Source organism: Pseudomonas sp. 3-2 (assembly GCF_019710535.1).
GTDB classification, from domain to species: Bacteria; Pseudomonadota; Gammaproteobacteria; order Pseudomonadales; family Pseudomonadaceae; genus Aquipseudomonas; species Aquipseudomonas pharyngis.
The window spans coordinates 5,699,617-5,718,543 of record NZ_CP081200.1; the positions used below are offsets into that span (position 1 = coordinate 5,699,617).

Annotated in this window: 18 protein-coding genes; 13 read left to right on the forward strand and 5 right to left on the reverse strand. The window is 62.1% G+C overall.

Going from position 1 to position 18,927, the window contains the following annotated elements; translation table 11 throughout:
* Positions 1-154 precede the first annotated feature (154 nt).
* From K3819_RS25870 to K3819_RS25890, 5 genes are all read left to right on the forward strand, one after another.
* Entirely contained in the window at positions 155-1,366 is a 1,212-nt protein-coding gene (locus K3819_RS25870) for an MFS transporter (protein ID WP_085613357.1), read from the forward strand.
* A 103-nt stretch (positions 1,367-1,469) separates the two neighbouring features.
* Entirely contained in the window at positions 1,470-2,396 is a 927-nt protein-coding gene (locus tag K3819_RS25875; RefSeq protein WP_221398189.1) for a DUF72 domain-containing protein, read from the forward strand.
* Positions 2,393-3,190: an endonuclease/exonuclease/phosphatase family protein gene (locus tag K3819_RS25880; RefSeq protein ID WP_039771952.1), complete on the forward strand. Its 798-nt coding sequence runs from the start codon at positions 2,393-2,395 to the stop codon at positions 3,188-3,190. The genes K3819_RS25875 and K3819_RS25880 overlap by 4 nt, the downstream gene beginning before the upstream one ends.
* Positions 3,187-4,473 (forward strand): cardiolipin synthase ClsB, encoded by a 1,287-nt coding sequence (gene clsB / locus K3819_RS25885; RefSeq protein ID WP_221398190.1) that lies wholly within the window; start codon positions 3,187-3,189, stop codon positions 4,471-4,473. Before K3819_RS25880 ends, clsB begins: the two co-directional genes overlap by 4 nt.
* The gene (locus K3819_RS25890) at positions 4,470-5,456 is read left to right on the forward strand and encodes a lysylphosphatidylglycerol synthase domain-containing protein (RefSeq protein ID WP_221398191.1); all 987 of its coding nucleotides are present in this window, start codon (positions 4,470-4,472) and stop codon (positions 5,454-5,456) included. The genes clsB and K3819_RS25890 overlap by 4 nt, the downstream gene beginning before the upstream one ends.
* 114 nt (positions 5,457-5,570) lie before the next feature.
* Here K3819_RS25890 and K3819_RS25895 read toward each other — a convergent pair whose 3' ends face one another.
* The 3 genes from K3819_RS25895 to K3819_RS25905 all read right to left on the reverse strand — a co-directional run bounded on the left by K3819_RS25895 (position 5,571) and on the right by K3819_RS25905 (position 8,598).
* A complete protein-coding gene (locus K3819_RS25895) occupies positions 5,571-6,329 on the reverse strand; it encodes a S9 family peptidase (RefSeq protein ID WP_085613353.1) in 759 nt (252 codons plus the stop codon).
* Positions 6,319-7,425 (reverse strand): DUF3182 family protein, encoded by a 1,107-nt coding sequence (locus tag K3819_RS25900; protein WP_221398192.1) that lies wholly within the window; start codon positions 7,423-7,425, stop codon positions 6,319-6,321. Before K3819_RS25900 ends, K3819_RS25895 begins: the two co-directional genes overlap by 11 nt.
* Before the next feature lie 177 nt (positions 7,426-7,602).
* On the reverse strand, positions 7,603-8,598 hold the full coding sequence (locus tag K3819_RS25905) for a GlxA family transcriptional regulator (protein ID WP_085613351.1): 996 nt from the start codon (positions 8,596-8,598) through the stop codon (positions 7,603-7,605).
* 100 nt (positions 8,599-8,698) lie between these two features.
* Here K3819_RS25905 and K3819_RS25910 point away from each other — a divergent pair, with 100 nt between their 5' ends.
* From K3819_RS25910 to K3819_RS25940, 7 genes are all read left to right on the forward strand, one after another.
* Positions 8,699-9,253, forward strand: coding sequence for a cysteine hydrolase family protein (locus K3819_RS25910; RefSeq protein WP_221398193.1), 555 nt, complete (start codon positions 8,699-8,701; stop codon positions 9,251-9,253).
* A 152-nt stretch (positions 9,254-9,405) separates the two neighbouring features.
* Positions 9,406-10,074, forward strand: coding sequence for a YjfI family protein (locus tag K3819_RS25915; protein ID WP_039771966.1), 669 nt, complete (start codon positions 9,406-9,408; stop codon positions 10,072-10,074).
* A 17-nt stretch (positions 10,075-10,091) separates the two neighbouring features.
* Positions 10,092-10,790, forward strand: coding sequence for a PspA/IM30 family protein (locus tag K3819_RS25920; protein WP_064599771.1), 699 nt, complete (start codon positions 10,092-10,094; stop codon positions 10,788-10,790).
* A gap of 124 nt (positions 10,791-10,914) precedes the next feature.
* Positions 10,915-11,565: a DUF2491 family protein gene (locus tag K3819_RS25925; protein ID WP_064599773.1), complete on the forward strand. Its 651-nt coding sequence runs from the start codon at positions 10,915-10,917 to the stop codon at positions 11,563-11,565.
* A gap of 13 nt (positions 11,566-11,578) precedes the next feature.
* Positions 11,579-12,004, forward strand: coding sequence for a DUF350 domain-containing protein (locus tag K3819_RS25930; RefSeq protein WP_221398194.1), 426 nt, complete (start codon positions 11,579-11,581; stop codon positions 12,002-12,004).
* A 17-nt stretch (positions 12,005-12,021) separates the two neighbouring features.
* Positions 12,022-12,714 carry a DUF1190 domain-containing protein gene (locus K3819_RS25935; RefSeq protein ID WP_221398195.1) on the forward strand — a complete coding sequence of 231 codons (693 nt, stop codon included), beginning with the start codon at positions 12,022-12,024 and terminating at the stop codon, positions 12,712-12,714.
* Between the two features lie 2 nt (positions 12,715-12,716).
* Positions 12,717-13,874, forward strand: a complete 1,158-nt coding sequence (locus tag K3819_RS25940) for a glutathionylspermidine synthase family protein (protein WP_085613349.1) — start codon at positions 12,717-12,719, stop codon at positions 13,872-13,874.
* Between the two features lie 76 nt (positions 13,875-13,950).
* Here K3819_RS25940 and K3819_RS25945 read toward each other — a convergent pair whose 3' ends face one another.
* Together K3819_RS25945 and K3819_RS25950 are read right to left on the reverse strand one after the other, a co-directional pair.
* Positions 13,951-14,469: a single-stranded DNA-binding protein gene (locus K3819_RS25945; protein ID WP_003228709.1), complete on the reverse strand. Its 519-nt coding sequence runs from the start codon at positions 14,467-14,469 to the stop codon at positions 13,951-13,953.
* A gap of 9 nt (positions 14,470-14,478) precedes the next feature.
* Positions 14,479-15,876: an MFS transporter gene (locus K3819_RS25950; RefSeq protein ID WP_085613348.1), complete on the reverse strand. Its 1,398-nt coding sequence runs from the start codon at positions 15,874-15,876 to the stop codon at positions 14,479-14,481.
* Positions 15,877-16,067: 191 nt separating this feature from the next.
* Between K3819_RS25950 and uvrA the strand changes: the two genes are divergently transcribed.
* On the forward strand, positions 16,068-18,902 hold the full coding sequence (gene uvrA / locus K3819_RS25955) for an excinuclease ABC subunit UvrA (protein WP_221398196.1): 2,835 nt from the start codon (positions 16,068-16,070) through the stop codon (positions 18,900-18,902).
* Positions 18,903-18,927 lie beyond the last annotated feature (25 nt).

Genomic DNA, 18,927 nt, shown 5'->3' on the forward strand with positions numbered 1-18,927 from the left:
GATCGGTTTTGGCTTGGCAAAGTTCAAGAACGCCTCGAGAGCCGCTCTTTGATCTTTGCGCCGAGATCAAATATCAAATGCCCACCCCTGTATTTTTCCACCCCCACCAAACCCCGACACTGCGCTCCATTCAATCCCCCACCGGAGTGCCGTCATGCCCATTGCCCTGCTCGCGCTGACCCTCAGCGCCTTCGCCATCGGGACGACCGAGTTCGTCATCGTTGGCCTGCTTCCCACCATCGGCGCCGATCTCGGCGTCAGCCTGCCGTCCGCCGGTCTGCTGGTCAGTCTGTATGCCCTCGGCGTAGCCATCGGTGCGCCGGTGCTGACCGCCCTCACCGGCAAGGTCCCGCGCAAACTGTTGCTGCTGTCGCTGATGGTGCTGTTCACCCTCGGCAACCTGCTGGCCTGGCTGGCGCCGAGTTACGAATCGCTGGTGCTGGCGCGGATCGTCACGGGTCTGGCCCATGGCGTGTTCTTTTCGATCGGCTCGACCATCGCCACCAGCCTGGTGCCCAAGGAGAAAGCCGCCAGTGCGATTGCGATCATGTTCACCGGCCTGACCGTGGCGCTGGTCACCGGCGTGCCGCTGGGCACGTTCATCGGTCAGCATTTCGGCTGGCGTGAAACCTTCCTTGCCGTTTCAGCACTGGGCGTGATCGCGTTTATCGGCAGCCTGCTGTATGTGCCGAACAACATTGCCCACAGCAAACCGGCGTCGCTGTTGCAGCAATTGCAGGTGCTCAAGCAACCGCGCCTGTTGCTGGTCTACGCCATGACGGCCATCGGTTACGGCGGCTCGTTCATCGCCTTCACGTTCCTGGCGCCGATTCTTCAGGACCTCTCCGGCTTCAGCGCCAGCACTGTCAGCCTGGTGTTGCTGGTGTATGGCGTGTCGGTGGCGGTCGGCAACCTCTGGGGCGGCAAACTGGCGGACAAACGCGGGCCGATCAGCGCACTGAAAATCATCTTCGCCCTGCTCGCCGCCGTGCTGTTCGTGCTCACCTTCACCGCCGCCAACCCGTGGCTGGCACTGGCCACCGTGCTGGTCTGGGGCGCGGTCGCCTTCGGCAACGTGCCGGGCTTGCAGGTGTACGTGGTGCGTCAGGCTGAACATCACACACCGCACGCCGTGGACGTGGCCTCGGGGCTGAACATTGCCGCGTTCAACCTCGGTATTGCCGGTGGCGCGTGGGGTGGTGGTCTGATCGTCGAACACATCGGCCTGATCCACACCGCGTGGATCGGCGGCCTGGTGGTGCTGGTGGCACTGGCCCTGACGGCCTGGAGCGGTCGCCTCGATCGCCTGGGCCCGGTGTACGCCGAACCCGCCGAAGGCTCGACCCGGATCGTCACCGGGCACTGATCCGTAGCAGCCCGACCGTCCGTAATCCCGTCGAAACTTTCCGCGACCGCCCGCAGTCATCCACAGACAGAGGCCGTATGGGGACTTTCGACGGGAGGGCGGCATGGCAACGATTCATATCGGTATTTCAGGCTGGCGTTACGCCCCGTGGCGCGGGGACTTTTACCCGAAGGGGCTGGCTCAGAAACGCGAATTGCAGTTCGCCTCACGGGCGGTCAACAGCATCGAAATCAACGGATCGTTCTACGCCTTGCAGCGGCCTGAACGTTATGCCCAGTGGTACGCCGAAACGCCGGACGATTTCGTGTTCAGCATCAAGGCGCCCCGTTTCATCACCCACATCCGCCGTCTGCGCGATATCGAAAAACCCCTGGCCAATTTTTTCGCCTCCGGGGTGCTGGAACTGAAGGAAAAACTCGGGCCGGTCCTTTGGCAATTCCCGCCCAACTTCACTTTCGACCCCGTGCGTTTCGAAGCCTTTCTCGACCAGTTGCCCCACGACACCCAGGCCGCTGCCGCCCTCGCCCGTCAGCACGACTCACACCTGCACGGCCACGCGAGCCTGAAGGCCTACGGCAAAAAACCGCTGCGCCATGCCGTGGAAATCCGCAACGACAGTTTCATCGACCCCGACTTCGTGCGCCTGCTCAAGCGCTACAACACTGCGCTGGTGATCGCCGACACCGCCGGGAAATGGCCGTACCGCGAAGACCTCACCAGCGATTTCGTCTACCTGCGCCTGCACGGTGCCGAAGAACTTTACGCCAGCGGCTACACCCCAGCTGCGCTGCGACGCTGGGCCGAACGGATTGATGACTGGCACCATGGCCGGCAACCGGGCGACGCCCATTTGATCGCCCCGCGCCTGAAGCCTCGGGCCCGTAAATCCCGTGAGGTTTTCTGCTACTTCGACAACGACATCAAGGTCCGCGCGCCGTTCGATGCCCGCAGCCTGCTGCAGCGCTTCGATCTGGATAAAACACTCGAAACCGTGCCCGGCGAACCGGCTGCCGAGGGGGTACTCGCATGAGCATTCCCGAGCCGCTCGGCTTCACCGACGAGCAGTCCACGGTCATCACCACCGAGCGCCGTTTCACTGTGCTGACGGTAAACACCCACAAGGGTTTCACCGCCCTGAACCGGCGCTTCATCCTGCCGGAATTGCGCGAAGCGGTGCGCAGCGTGTCCGCCGACGTGGTGTTTCTTCAGGAAGTTCACGGCACCCACGAACATCATCCCAAGCGCTACAACAATTGGCCGACGATGCCGCAGTACGAATTTCTCGCCGACAGTCTCTGGCCGCAGTTCGCCTACGGCCGCAACGCCGTGTACCCGGAGGGCGATCATGGCAATGCGGTGCTGTCGAAATTCCAGATCGTGCGCCATGACAACCTCGACGTGTCAATCAGCGGCCACGAAAACCGCGGGCTGCTGCATTGCGTGCTGCGCCTGCCGGGAGACGACCGTGAAGTGCACGCGATCTGCGTCCATCTGGGCCTGCGCGAAAGCCATCGCAACGATCAGTTGGCTCTGCTGAAAAAGCGCCTGGCCGAACTGCCTGAGGATGCGCCGGTGATCGTCGCCGGCGATTTCAACGACTGGCGCCAGCGCGCCGATGCCTTGCTTGAACCCTGTGGCCTGCGCGAGGTGTTTGCGGCGCATCACGGCAAACCGGCGCGCAGTTTTCCGGCCCGCATGCCGTTGCTGCGCCTGGACCGGATCTACGTGCGCAACCTCAAGGCCAGTCAGCCCAAAGTGCTGGCGAACCGTCCCTGGTCACACCTTTCCGACCATGCACCGCTATCGGTGGAGATTGAACTATGAGCAGTGCACCGCTGGAGAAATCCGCCGTAGAGCCGGTCAGCATCAACCCACCCGTGCGCCAGCCCGGCACCGTCGATGTCGAGTATCGCTGGCAGTGTAACAACCGCGTCGAGTTGCTGGAAAACGGCGAAGAGTATTTCCCCCGGGTCTTCGAAGCGATGCGCGCAGCGAAAAGCGAAATCCTGCTGGAGACCTTCATCGTCTTCGAAGACAAGGTCGGGAAAGAGTTGCAGGAAATTCTGATCGATGCCGCCCGCCGTGGCGTGCGCACCACCGTCAGCCTCGACGGCTTCGGTTGCGGCGAACTGAGCACCGGTTATCTGGCCGCGCTGAGCGAAGCCGGCGTCCACCTGCAGATCTTCGATCCGGCCCCCAAGCATCTGGGTATTCGCACCAACTGGTTCCGCCGTTTGCACCGCAAGATTGTGGTGGTCGACGGGCTGGTTGCGTTCATCGGCGGGATCAATTTTTCCGGCGATCATCTGGCCGATTTCGGTCCCGAAGCGAAGCAGGATTACTCGGTGGAAATTCAGGGCCCGGCGGTGGCCGACATCCATCATTTCGCCCTGCTGCAAAGCGGCCGTCCGGGACGCGCAAGGTTCTGGTGGCAACGCCGTCGACAGCGGCGCGCCGAGATGGCATTCGATGATCACGACGGTCAGGTGCGTCTGGTGTTCCGCGACAACGATCGCCACCCCACCGATATCGAAGACGTCTATCTGCAGGTGCTGCGCCGCGCCCAACGGCGGGTGGTGATCGCCAACGCCTACTTCTTTCCTGGCTACCGCCTGCTGCGCGAGCTCCGCAACGCCGCCCGGCGCGGGGTCAAGGTGCGGCTGATTCTGCAGGGGCAGCCGGACATGCTGGTGGCCAAACTCGCCGCGCGCATGACCTACGACTACCTGCTCAAGGCCGGGGTGCAGATTCACGAATATTGCGAGCGGCCGCTGCACGGCAAAGTGGCACTGGTGGACGAGGAATGGAGCACCGTCGGCTCGAGCAATCTCGACCCGCTGAGCCTGTCGCTGAACCTGGAAGCCAACGTGCTGATCCGCGACCGCGCCTTCAATCGCCACCTGTTCGAACGCCTCGAAGACCTCAGCCACAACCACTGCAAGGCGATGGACGCCACGAAATCGCCACGTGGACGGATCTGGCACATGACCGTGGGCTTTCTGGTGTTTCACTTCCTGCGGCATTTTCCGGCCATGGCCGGTTGGCTGCCGGCGCACAAGCCACGACTCAAACCCTTTTCCCATGCCGCTGGGAGTGATCCTTCATGAGCCATTCCGAAGCCCACGCAGCCGTGCATCCGGCACCGGCGAGCAAGTCCCGCTGGAGTCGCTGGAAACGTCCGCTGACCCTGCTGTTTTTTCTGGCGCTGATCGTCCTGCTGACGATGTTCGCCAGCCGCATCGAATGGGCCGAGGTATTGCAAACCCTTGCCGACTTCAAGGTACGCACGCTGATCATCGCCTCCAGCCTGACCTTGCTGAGCTTTCTGGTGTACGCCAGTTTCGACCTGATCGGCCGTACTTACATTCGTCAGGACCTGACGTGGAAACAGATCCTGCCGGTGGGCGTCATCAGCTATGCATTCAACCTCAACCTCAGCGCATGGGTCGGCGGGATCGCCATGCGTTATCGGTTGTACTCGCGGCTCGGGGTGAGCAAAAGCAACATCGCCAAAATCCTCGGCCTGAGCCTGGCGACCAACTGGTTCGGCTACATGACCATCGCCGGCGTGGTGTTTGCCAGTGGGCTGGTGCGCATGCCACCGGGCTGGAAGGTCAGCAGCGGCGCGTTGCAGGGCATTGGCGTGTTGCTGCTGTTGGTCAGTGTCGGTTATCTGGTTGCCTGCCAGTTTTCCCGGCGTCGCGAGTGGTCGATTCGCGGGGTGGAAATCAACCTGCCATCGCTGCGCATGGCGGTTCTGCAATTGCTGCTCGGGGCGCTCAACTGGTCGTTAATGGCGGCGGTGATTTTCACCTTGCTGCCGAGCAAGCTCGACTATCCGCTGGTGCTCGGGGTGCTGCTGATCAGTGCGATTGCCGGGGTCATCACCCACATTCCCGCCGGGCTGGGCGTGCTGGAGGCAGTGTTCGTGGCGCTGCTGCAACACGAGGCCTCACGCGGCAGTCTGGTGGCAGGATTGCTGGCCTATCGGGCAATCTATTTCCTGCTGCCGCTGCTGATCACCGTGCTGATGTACCTGGTGGTGGAAGCCAAGGCCAAGGCGTTGCGGATCGAGAAGAAGCCGTCCTGATTTTTTTGTTATGGCTGGTGGCCCCTTCGCGAGCAAGCCCGCTCCCACAGGCAGAACGCGTTCCAAACGTGGGAGCGGGCTTGCTCGCGAAGGCGTCCGAAGAGACAGCACAAATCATGTGGACTGAATGATGCTCAATCGCTCACCCACCACCATCTCGGTGATCCAGTCGACCAGGATTGAGGTGTAGGCCTGCTGCGAGGTCGGATCGCTCAGGGCATGGTCGGCGCCATCAATGATGCGGTGGGTCAGCGAATGGGTCTGCTGGCACGCGGCGCGGTAACTCATGATGGTCGCGTGGGGCACGTACTCATCGGTTTCCGACTGCACCAGCAGCACGTCCCCGGTGAATTGCGAGCAGGCGTGCAAGGCGCGGTTGCTGTCGGCGCGGATCAGCGTGCTGCGATAATCGCGCAGATCGGCCTTGTCCAGCTCGCGCTTGGGCGTGTGCCATTGCTCGTCGCGGTACAGCGCCGGCACCCGCAGCGCCAGCCAGCGCACCGGGCGCAGCGAGGTGAGGATCGAGGCGAGGTAACCGCCATAGCTGGTGCCCACCACCGCGATGGCCGAAGTATCCAGCGCCGGGTGGGCGAGCAGCCGGTCGTAGGCCGCCAGCAAATCACGCAGATTGTCTTCACGGGTGACCCGGCTCAGCGGAATGCCGGTACCGCCGGTGTGCCCGCGCAGGTCGAACGTCAGGCACACGCAACCCAGGCCTGCGATGCCCTTGGCCCGTTCCAGATCCCGCTCCTGACTGCCACCCCAGCCGTGTACGAATAACACGCCGGGGACTTTCGATTTGGGACTGAGGAAGGTCCCGCTCATCTGCTCGTCATCAATGTCGATTTGAATGCTTTCGCTTCTAGCCGTCATAGGATTTGACCATCACGTATTTGAGAAGAAAGTCGCTGTTTTCGGCCGGCCCGCGATACACCTCAATGGCATCCGCCGGCAGGGCTTGATCGGTATAGGTTTCCACCGATGACACGCGGATCGCGCGCATCGAAGGATCGTTGACGAAACTTTGCAACGCCGCCACTTCCGCGCTGCTGGCGCCGCCCATGCGCCAGGACTGCTCGAGCACGCCACTGCGCGGCCGGCCTTCGCTGTCCAGGCCCTGGGCGATGTCGTAATTGCGCCGCGAGGCGTAGAAACGCGGATAGGCTTCGTCCGCCGCCCGGTCGAACACCTGCGCCTGCTGAATGGCCAGACGCACGTCGTTAGGCAGATCCAGCGCCAGCAGATCCTCGTAACCGCCCTGCACCGCCAGTAGGTTCGAGCCGCCGTACACCTCTTCGCCGTGGGCGTCCTTGGTCAAGTATTGATCACCGCAGTAACTCAGCACCCTGCCGCCGATGAACGACTGGCCGACGCTGTGGGTAACCACCTGACTCAAGTCCTGCTCCAGCACCACGCCATCGCTGAACAGTTCTCCGGCCTCGGGTCGGGCGAGAATTTCGTCGAACGCATCCAGACTCTTGATCACTTCCTGACCCCGCCCGGCACAGGCATGGATCGGCTTGATCCGGATCGGTCCGCTGTACAAAAGATGTTCGGCGGCGGGCCGTGCATCCTCCAGAGCAAAGACGCTGAGCCCGTCCAGCACCACGGTGCGCACCCGTTCGGAAAACAATGGCGACCAGCCTTGCGGCGCATGGGCCTGATGGCTGCGCAAACCGTGGCTGATGGCTTTGGTGCAGATGAAATCGTGCTCGACGAAACCGCCCCACAGATCGTTCGGGCCGCTCACCCCCAGTTCGCGTGCCGCCGCGCCGACGAGGGTCTGGGTCGGCAACAGGTAAATGTCCCGGCCGCGATGTTTTTCAGCGTCGTAACTGCCGCCGAACTTGAGGCCGAGGATCTGCGCCAGCCATCGCGCGAGGGCCTTGTTGGTCTGCACTTCATGTTGTGGTGCGCCGGGCCGAACCGAATGGGCGACGACCACTTTCCTGCGGGATGTCGGGGTCATGCGTCCCCCTCCAACGGCGGGTTGAATGTAGGTCAGAGGGTGCAGAGATCAGGCCAACCGGGGCTCGCCTGAAACACTCTGAAAATCAGCCACTTGAAAAACCCGTACTGGCACCGCGCCCGTTTCAATCTGCACGACCGCGCTGCAGGGTCCGGCATTTTGCACGACAGATGCGTATTACTTCGCCACGGTCGCCTGCGGACTCACGCCGAATCGCGCGCGATATTCACTCGGCGCCAGCCCGGTGATTTTCTTGAACGTCGCGCGAAAGGCTCCCGGATCCTGATAGCCCACCGTCCACGCAATATGGTCGATGGTGCCGTTGGTGAACTCGAGCATTTCCCGGGCCTTGCCGACTCGCAGGTGCTGGCAGTATTCGGTGGGTTTCAGGCCGGTCGCCGCACGGAACCGGCGCAGAAATGTTCGCTCTTCCAGACCCGCACGTTCGGCCATTGCCGTCAGCGAGACATCGGTCGCGCCGGTGCCCTGCAGCCAATGCTGAACCTGAAGAATCGGCCCGTCGCCATGATTGAGAATCGGCGCAAAATTGCTGCCGCACGCACTGGCGCTGTCGCTGTGCTCCACCACCAGAAACCGCGCGGTGCTGCTGGCGATGCTCGGCCCGAGCAATCGGTCCACCAGCCGCAAACCAAGCTCTGACCAGGCCATCAGCCCCGCCGTCGTTATCAGGTCACCGTCATCGACAATCGGCGTGTCGGCCTTGAGCCTGATCTTCGGGTAACACTCGGCGAAGGCCTTGGCCGAAGTCCAGTGCGTGGTAGCGCTGCGACCATCGAGCAACCCGCTCTCCGCCAGCAGCCACGAGCCGACACAAACCCCGCCAAGCGTCGCGCCACGAGCATGTTGTTCACGCAGCCAGGGCAGCAGCCCGGCCGGCATCTGTGCCGCGGAAAAACCGGCAATGGACGGCGGGATCAACACCGCCAGCAAACCGTTGTCGGCAGCTGGATGACTGTCATGGACCCGTACCGGTGGCCGATCTCCATCGACCTGCCAGTGGCTGATCCGCAGCAGCGGCAGCTGTGTGGACTGGTGTTCGGCGGCGATCCGGTTGGCGACCCCGAACAGGTCGGTCAGGCCATGCACCGCCGCCATTTGCGCCCCGGGATACATCAGCACGCCCAGTTCCGCGACGGTCCTTTCTGCACCCATTGTCAGTTTTCCCCTGTGTATTGTCGGTGCGGCCAATCCTCGAAACCGTGGCCAGCGCCAATACTGAACCCACGCCAACCCACACTTCGAGGACACACCCATGGCCAAGCAAGCGCTCATCGTAGTCGATATCCAGAACGACTACTTCCCCCAAGGCAAGTGGCCGCTGGCCGGTGCCGACGCCGCCGCCGACAACGCCGCCCGGCTGATCGCGGCCTTCCGTGAAGCCGGTGATTCGGTGGTGCATATCCGCCACGAATTCACCTCGCCCGAGGCACCGTTTTTCACCCCGGGCTCCGAAGGCGCGAAACTGCATCCGAAAGTGCTCAACCGCACCGACGAGCCGGTGGTGCTCAAGCACTTCGTCAACTCGTTCCGCGAAACCGATCTGCAATCGATCCTCGACGAACAAGGCATCAAGGAGCTGGTGGTGGTCGGCAGCATGAGCCACATGTGCGTCGACGGCATCACCCGTGCGGCGGCGGATCTGGGTTACACCGTTACGGTGATCCACGATGCCTGCGCCAGCCGTGACCTGGAATTCAACGGTCTGACCGTGCCCGCCGCCCACGTGCATGCGGCGTTCATGTCGGCGCTGGGCTTTGCCTACGCCAGCGTGGTGTCCACCGACGAGTTCCTCGCCGCCAGCCGCTGAGCCCGCTCTGATACAACTGGAAATACCTGCGCCCGCCTCGTTGCGGGCGTTTTTCCGTGGGTCATGAAAATCTCACGCGTGAGCCATTGATGGCATTTTGATTTGGTTGTAGTGTGGCTCACGCGTGAGATGTTCATAACGGAGTCATCGCCATGAAAAGCCGCTCCCCTGCCACCCAGTCAGAGAGCCCAAAGGGAGTGCGCTCGACACCGTCCGCGAAAAAACCGTCGAGCTTCTACATGAAGCAGATGCGCGCGGGCCTGGCTGCCGCCGGTTATGTGAAACACGAAACTTGGGTGCTTCCGGAAAACCGAAGCTTGCTCAAGCAAATGGAGCAACAGCTACGCCAACCGATTCTGGCTGGCTCTTTCATGTCGGAGAATTACATGAGCGCAGGCAACAACTGGAACATCGATAGCCTCTACAACGCTTTCAAGGCGCTGGACGAGGTGGCTTCGCAGGAGATCACGCTGTCTCTGATCCAGAGCTCCGAACCCAGCCTCAAGCTGGAAATGAACGAATTCGGCGGTCTGCCGATTCACATCGCCCTCGCCGGTCAGCAGATCATCGTCGACACCGTGCTGGTGGACATCGATTCGATCACCGACGTGCGCGCCTTCAACGACGCCGTGCTGCGCAGCCGGGAAATGTTCCCGCTGTCGTCGATCGGCATCGAGACCATGCCCAACGGCCAGACCGTCTACAACATGTTCGGTGCACTGAGTGCCGACTCGAGCCTGACCAACGTGGTCACCGAGGTGAAAACCCTGGTCGACAACGTGCAGCGCGCCAGCGAAGCCTTCGAACACTTCTTCAAGTAATCAACAGGGAATATCCAATGACTCAGTCCATCTGGAGCAAGTTGTTCACCGCGCTGCGCGGCGGCGCCAACGAAGTCGGCGAAGCGATCGCCGATCAACAGGCCCTGCGCATCCTCGATCAGGAAATCCGTGACGCCGACAGCGCGCTGTCCAACGCCCGTCGCGAACTGGTCACCATCATGGCCAAGCACAAACTCTCCGCCGACCGCGTGAGCGAATACGAAGCCAAGATCAGGGACCTGGAAGCCAAGGCTGTTTCCGCCCTGAACGCCGGCCGTGAAGACCTGGCGCTGGAAGTCGCCGAAGCGATCTCGACCCTGACCAACGACCTGGGCGTCGAGAAGAAACAAAGCGACGAGTTCGGCACCTACGCCGACAACATGCGCAAGGACATCAACAAGGCCGAAGCGCGGATCAAGAGCCTGCGCCAGCAAGTGGACATGGCCAAGGCCCGTGACAGCGTGCAGAAGGCTCAGGTCAGCGCCTCGATCGCCAGCGGCGGCGCCAACGGCAAGCTGGAAACCGCCGTCGGCACCCTGAACCGTCTGCAAGCCAAGCAGCAGCAACGCGCTGCCGAGCTGAGCGCTGCCGACGAACTGGCCGATGCGTCGACCGGCAACGACCTGGATCGCAAGCTGCGCGAAGCCGGCATCACGCCGAACGAAGGCAGCGCCAACGCCATCCTCGAGCGTCTGAAGCAGAAGTCCGCCCAGTAACGGCGGCGGGAGTAAAGAAGGGCACCGGGTGCCCTTCTTTTTTGCCTGCTCGTTCGCCGCGCGCCCGGTACACTAGCGGCGTTTTTGCAAACGAATACCTCCACCCGCTTCAAGGAATGTACCCATGGGATGGTTCAAAGATTTGCTCGGCACCAGCAACTGGCAGTCGGCCGCGCCGGCGTCCGGGTCTGCCGGCGGCCCCCTCGGACTGGCGCAGGGCAAGGCGATCCGCTTCGACACGACCCTCGGCCTGTTGCTCGACGGCAGCACTTCAGTGCGGGTTCCCGACGCCCAGGCCATCTGGAGCGCCGGCTGGATCGACCTCGGACAGTCGAACAAACTGCATCGCTACTACCTGAACGATGAAGAATTCTGGGTACAGATCCATGTCACGGGCGACGATCAGATCGAATCGGTGACGCTGTTCAATTACGTCAGCTATGTGACGGTCAACAGTGACGCCGAACTGCAGCGCCTGGCCGGACCGAACAGCCTGATCGGCCTGCCGACCTATCGCCACGAAGGTGTCGAATACACCCGTGAATGGGGCACCGAACGCGGCCAGACCGAACTGGTGCCGCTCACCGAACAGGTGGTCAACCCCGACGAGTCGTACACCATCAACCATCACTCGATGCTCTACGCCCGGGAGACCGGCCTGACCGATCGCCGCGAGCTCTTGCTGTTCTCCGTCGAGCAGGACGAAGAAGGCACCGTCAGCCTGAGCACTTCGCTGGGCATCTCGCTGTACACCACTGATTTGAGCACCATCTAAAAGGAAGTTTTCCATGCTGGAAGCGTTGTCCATCTCCCTGAACAAAGCCGCGCTGGTCGGTTTCGTCGCCTACCTGATCGGCGCCGTGCTGCTGTTCATGCTGTTTCAGTTCGTCTACACCCGCATCACGCCGCACAAGGAATTCGAGCTGATCCGTGCTGGCAACAACGCCGCCGCGATCGCACTGTCCGGCGCGATCATCGGCTTCGCGATTCCGGCCAGCAACGTGATCGCTCATTCGATCAACGTCCTCGACTTCGTTCTCTGGGCGGTGATCGCGGCCGCGGTGCAATTGCTGGCTTTCCTGGCGACCGGGCTGGTGCTCAAAGGCACGTCCCAGCGCATCGTTAACGGTGAAATCGCCGCCGGCATCTATGTGGCGGCGGTGGCGATCAGCGTCGGCATGCTCAACGCCGCGTGCATGACCCCGTCCTACTGATCGGCAGGAAGCCTGAGATGAAACGAAGCAAGTACGTTCAACTGTCGCTGGCCGCTTCGGTAGCCCTGGCGATTTCCGCTGAAGTGGCCGCCCAGGAGCAGCAACGCAACTTCCAGAGCGTCGAACAATGCGTCGACGCCGAAGTGGCGCCGGATGTCTGCTCGAACGCCTACGTCGCAGCCCTGGCCGAACACCGACGGATCTCCCCGGCCTACGACGACAAGGCTGCCTGCGACGCGGACTTCGCCGCCGACTGGTGTCAGAAAAATTCCGCCGGCCGTTTCGTACCGAAACTCGGTGGCTTCAAAGTGCCGCAGGACGGTGAGCCGGCACAGAACCTCGATGCGATCGCCAATGCCCAGATGCCCGCCGGCGACGCGGCCGCCGTGCAGAGCAATCAGACCAGCACTTCGCACTCGTCCAGCGGTGCAGGCAACGGCTGGCTCACCGGATGGCTGATCGGCAATGCCATGAGCAACAACCGCGCGATCGACTCGCGGCCGGTTTATCGTGAGCGCAATACCCGCCAGACCTACGACACCTCGACGCTGAACCGTCGCATCGAATCGGCGCCGAGCCGCAGCCACCGGGACTACGACAGCGATTACCGCAAACCGGTCAACGTCGCTGCGTCCACCTCCCGTGGCGGCTTCGGCAGCCAGTCCAGCGCACGCAGTGGTTGGGGCGGCTGGGGCCGTTCGAGCAGCTGACCATGAAGAAGATCCACTGCGCCGAGCGCCACGACTGGAAACAGACCGCCGAGAGCCTCGGCTTTCTGTTTCACACCATCGACGACGAGCCGTACTGGGACGAGCGCGCCTACTACCAGTTCACGCTCGCACAGATCGAAAACGATCTGGAGGATCCGACCACTGAACTGCACGAGATGTGCATGGACCTGGTCGACCGCGTCGTGCACAGCGAAGAACTGCTGGATCGCCTGAGCATTCCGGCGTCGTACTACGACATGATCCGAACGTCCTGGCTGGAAGGTCATCCGCATCTGTACGGGCGTATGGACTTCTCCTACAGCGGCAAGGGCCCGGCGAAGCTGCTCGAACTCAACTACGACACGCCCACCAGCCTTTATGAAGCGGCGGCGTTTCAGTGGGGCTGGCTGGAGCAATGCATCGAGCGCGGGATGCTGCCGCGCCATGCGGACCAGTTCAACAGCATCGACACCCGGCTGCACGAGGCCTTTGCTCAACTGAAACTGAAGCGGCCGTTTTACTTCGCCTCGATGAAAGACTCGGTCGAAGACAAGGGCACCACGGATTACCTGCGGCTGATCGCAGAGAAGGTCGGCATCGAATCGCGGCACATCGACATCGAAGACATCGGCCTGAGCGCTGACGGTCGTTTCGTGGATCTCGAAGATCGCTGGATCCCGCACCTGTTCAAGCTGCACGCCTGGGAGTTCATCTTCCACGAACCGTTCGGCGCGGCGATCGCCGAATGCGACACCCAGTTTTTCGAACCGGCGTGGAAGTCGATTCTTTCCAACAAGGGCGCCCTGCCCCTGCTATGGGAGTTTCACAAGGGCCACCCGAATCTGCTCGCCGCGCACCTCGACCCGAATCCGGGCAGCGCGGTGCCCAAGGGCTGGGTGCGTAAACCGTACTTCTCTCGGGAAGGCGCCAACATCGAGTTACAGACCGCTGAAGGCCTGATCGTCAAAGAGGATGGGCCCTACACCGATGCGCCCTTCATCCTGCAGGAACTTGCCCCTTTGCCGAAGTTCGACGACAGCTACACGCTGATCGGTTCCTGGGTGATCGGCGACCAGGCGGCCGGGATTGGCGTGCGCGAAGACAACAGCCTGATCACCAAGGATTCGAGCCGGTTTTTGCCGCATTTGATTCTTGACTGAAAAACCTGCGGGCATGAAAAAGGCCCGTCGTGTTCAGCGACGGGCCTTTTTTATTCAGCGCGAATTCAGCAGCGAATCAGAACGGAATATCGTCATCGAAGCTGTCGAAATCCGGAGCCGGCTGCGGTGCGGCCTGCTGTGGAGCCGGGGCCGAACGCTGCTGAGGTGCCGACTGCTGCGGACGCGGAGCCTGCTGGCGTGGCGCCTGCTGCTGGTAGTTGTTGCCACCGCCTTGTTGGTCGCCCTGTTGTGGACGGCCGCCGAGCAGTTGCATGGTGCCCTGCATGTCGACCACGATCTCGGTGGTGTAACGCTTGATACCGTCTTTTTCCCACTCACGGGTCTGCAGCTTGCCTTCGATGTAGACCTGCGAACCCTTGCGCAGGTATTCGCCGGCGATTTCGGCAACCTTGCCGAACATCGATACGCGGTGCCACTCGGTCTTCTCGACCTTCTGACCGGTCTGCTTGTCGGTCCACTGCTCGCTGGTCGCCAGACTCAGGTTGGTCACGGCGTTACCGTTGGGCAGGTAGCGTACTTCGGGATCCTGGCCGCAAGTACCGACCAGAATGACTTTGTTAACCCCACGGGCCATAACGTTCTCCTAGGCTTCGCACGCAGTCTGCGCCGGGTTGTTCACCAGGCGTTCGAGAGTGGTGCGATCCATTAATTCGGTGTCCAGTTTGATGTAGATCGCCGCTTCATCAGCGACTATCACTGCATCAGTTACCCCTACGAGGGCCTTGAGACGCTCGACCAGACCCGCTTCGCGGATCGCTTCGGGCGACAGCGGCAGGCGCAGGCTCGTCACGTAGGGAGGTTCGCGCATGGTAACAGCAATGGCCAGCCAAAGTGCAGCCAGCCCGGCACATCCGAGGAACACAACCGACAGACCGCCATGCTGGAACATCCAGCCGCCGAGAATCCCGCCGAGTGCCGAACCGAGGAACTGACTGGTGGAGTACACGCCCATGGCCGTGCCTTTGCCACCTGCCGGTGAAACCTTGCTGATCAGCGACGGCAGCGAAGCTTCCAGCAGATTGAACGCGGTGAAGAACACCACCGTCCCGATCACCAGAGCCCGCAGGCTGTCACCGAACTGCCAGAAGAATAGCTCAGTGAGCATCAGCGTCATCACGGCGCCGAGCAAAACTCGTTTCATTTTGCGTCTCTTCTCGCCGTAGATGATGAACGGAATCATGGCGAAGAAGGAAATCAGCAGTGCGGTGAGGTACACCCACCAGTGCTGCTCCTTGGGCAGACCGGCCTTTTCGACCAGCGCCAGGGGCAGTGCGACGAAGCTCGACATCAACATCGCATGTAACACAAAAATGCCCAGGTCCAGCCGCAGCAGGTCCGGGTGCTTGAGCGTCGGCATCAACGCCTGGCGTGCAACGCCGGATTCGCGGTGGCTCAGCGGCCCGGTGGACTTCGGCACCATGAACATCACGATCACGATCCCGACCAGGGCCATGCCGCCGGTGGCGAGAAACAGGCCGGACAGGCCGAACGCACGGGTCAGCAGCGGGCCGACCACCATGGCCACGGCGAACGACAGGCCGATGGTCATGCCGATCATGGCCATGGCTTTGGTGCGGTGCTGTTCGCGGGTCAGGTCGGAGAGCAGGGCCATGACTGCCGCCGAAATCGCCCCGGCGCCCTGCAGGATCCGCCCGGCAATCACGCCCCAGATCGAATCGGCCTGAGCCGCCAGCACGCTGCCGAGGGCAAAGACGATCAGCCCCAGGTAAATCACCGGACGCCGACCGATGCGGTCGGAAATGATCCCGAACGGAATCTGGAAAATCGCCTGGGTCAGGCCGTAAGCGCCGATCGCCAGCCCGATCAGGGCCGGGGTCGCTCCCGCCAGATCCATGCCGTAGGTCGCCAGTACCGGCAACACCATGAACATGCCAAGCATACGGAAGGCGAACACCAGGGCCAGACCGCTCGCCGCGCGGGTCTCGCTGCCACTCATGCGTTCGCTGTGGGGATCGTGCATGGAAAAACCTCGTGTGAACCGGCGGCGATTCTACCAGTCCCATCGAGAGACGGGGTATATCGCGACGCTTTGACGCGTACAGATGAAACTCTCTTCATGTAAGGCAAAAAACCCTTCACTTGATAGTGTGCATCCATCCAGTATTTGGCCGTATACTCCTGTGTTTTCGACGCCCGCCGAGCGAGGCCATTTTGGACAAGATCCTGATTCGTGGGGCCCGTACCCACAACCTGAAGAACATCGACCTGACCCTGCCACGGGACAAACTGATCGTCATCACCGGCCTGTCCGGATCCGGCAAGTCTTCCCTGGCTTTCGACACGCTGTACGCCGAAGGTCAGCGCCGCTATGTCGAATCCCTGTCGGCCTATGCCCGACAGTTCCTGTCGATGATGGAGAAGCCCGACGTCGACACCATCGAAGGCCTGTCGCCGGCGATCTCCATCGAACAGAAGTCGACCTCGCACAACCCGCGCTCCACGGTCGGCACCATCACCGAAATCTACGACTACCTGCGTCTGCTTTATGCGCGCGTCGGGACGCCACGCTGCCCGGATCACGACATTCCGCTGGAAGCGCAGACCGTCAGCCAGATGGTCGACCTGGTGCTGGCTCAGCCGGAAGGCAGCAAGCTGATGCTGCTGGCGCCGGTGATCCGCGAGCGCAAGGGCGAGCACCTGTCGGTGTTCGAAGAACTGCGTGCCCAGGGCTTCGTCCGGGCCCGGGTCAACGGCCGGCTCTGCGAGCTGGACGAACTGCCGAAGCTGGATAAACAGAAGAAGCATACGATTGAAGTGGTGGTCGACCGCTTCAAGGTTCGCGCCGACCTGCAGCAGCGTCTGGCCGAATCCTTCGAAACCGCGCTGAAGCTGGCCGACGGCATCGCTTTGGTGGCCTCGATGGACGACGAGCCGGGCGAAGAGATGATCTTCTCTGCGCGCTTCGCCTGCCCGGTCTGCGGCCACGCGATCAGCGAGCTGGAACCCAAGCTGTTTTCCTTCAACAACCCGGCCGGCGCCTGCCCGACCTGCGATGGTCTGGGGGTGAAGCAGTTTTTCGACATCAAGCGACTGGTCAACGGTGATTTGACCCTGGCCGAAGGCGCGATCCGTGGCTGGGACAGGCGCAACGTCTATTACTTCCAGATGCTCGGCTCACTGGCCGCGCATTACGGCTTCAGTCTGGAGCAGCCGTTCAACGAGCTGCCGGCCGATCAGCAGAAGTTCATCCTGCACGGCAGCGGTTCGCAGAACGTCGATTTCAAATACCTCAACGACCGGGGCGACATCGTCAAACGCTCGCACCCGTTCGAAGGCATCGTGCCGAACCTTGAGCGCCGCTACCGCGAAACCGAATCGGCCAGCGTGCGTGAAGAACTGGCGAAGTTCCTCAGCACCCAGTCGTGCCCGGATTGCCGTGGCACCCGCCTGCGTCGCGAAGCGCGGCATGTGTGGGTCGGCGAGAAAACCCTGCCGGCGGTGACCAACCTGCCGATCGGTGACGCCTGCGATTACTTCGGGGCGCTGAAGATGACCGGCCGCCGTGGCGAGATCGCCGACAAGATTCTCAAGGAAATCCGCGAGCGCCTGCAGTTTCTGGTTAACGTCGGTCTCGACTACCTGTCGCTGGATCGCAGTGCCGACACTTTGTCTGGCGGTGAAGCGCAGCGGATTCGTCTGGCCAGCCAGATCGGCGCGGGCCTTGTGGGTGTTCTGTACATCCTCGATGAGCCGTCGATTGGTCTGCACCAGCGCGACAACGATCGGCTGCTCGGCACCCTCAAGCACCTGCGCGACATCGGCAACACGGTGATTGTGGTCGAACACGACGAAGACGCGATTCGACTGGCCGACTACGTAGTGGATATCGGCCCGGGCGCCGGTGTTCATGGTGGGCAGATCGTCGCTGAAGGCACGCCGGACGAGGTCATGGCGCACCCGGATTCGTTGACCGGTAAATACCTGTCGGGCCGGGTCAAGATCGAGGTGCCGGCCAAGCGCACGCCGCGCAACAAGAAACAGGTGCTGTCGCTCAAGGGCGCGCGGGGCAACAACCTGCGCAACGTCGACCTTGAAATCCCGATCGGCCTGCTGACCTGCGTGACCGGCGTCTCCGGCTCCGGCAAATCGACGCTGATCAACAACACGCTATTCCCGCTGAGTGCCACGGCACTCAATGGCGCGACTACCCTGGAAGCGGCAGCCCACGACAGCATCAAGGGCCTGGAACATCTGGACAAGGTCGTCGACATTGACCAGAGCCCGATCGGCCGCACGCCGCGCTCCAACCCGGCGACCTACACCGGCCTGTTCACGCCGATTCGCGAACTCTTCGCCGGCGTGCCCGAGTCCCGCTCCCGTGGTTACGGGCCGGGGCGTTTCTCGTTCAACGTCAAGGGCGGGCGTTGCGAGGCCTGCCAGGGCGACGGTCTGATCAAGGTGGAAATGCACTTCCTGCCGGACATCTACGTCCCGTGTGACGTGTGCAAGAGCAAGCGCTACAACCGCGAAACCCTGGAGATCAAATACAAGGGCAAGAGCATCCACGAAACCCTCGAGATGACTATCGAGGAAGCGCGGGAGTTCTTCGACGCGGTGCCGGCGCTGGCGCGCAAGCTGCAAACGCTGATGGATGTGGGCCTGTCGTACATCAAGCTCGGGCAGTCGGCCACGACGCTGTCTGGTGGTGAGGCCCAACGGGTCAAGTTGTCCCGCGAACTGTCCAAGCGCGATACCGGCAAAACCCTGTACATCCTCGATGAGCCGACCACCGGTCTGCACTTCGCGGATATCCAGCAACTGCTCGACGTACTGCATCGCCTGCGCGACCACGGCAACACCGTGGTGGTGATCGAGCACAACCTCGACGTGATCAAGACGGCCGACTGGCTGGTGGATCTTGGCCCCGAGGGTGGTTCGAAAGGTGGACAGATCATCGCCACCGGTACGCCGGAGGAAGTGGCCGAGATGAAGCAATCTCACACCGGTCACTATCTCAAGCCGCTGTTGATTCGCGATCGGGCCTGATTACCGGGCATGAAAAAGCCCCTGT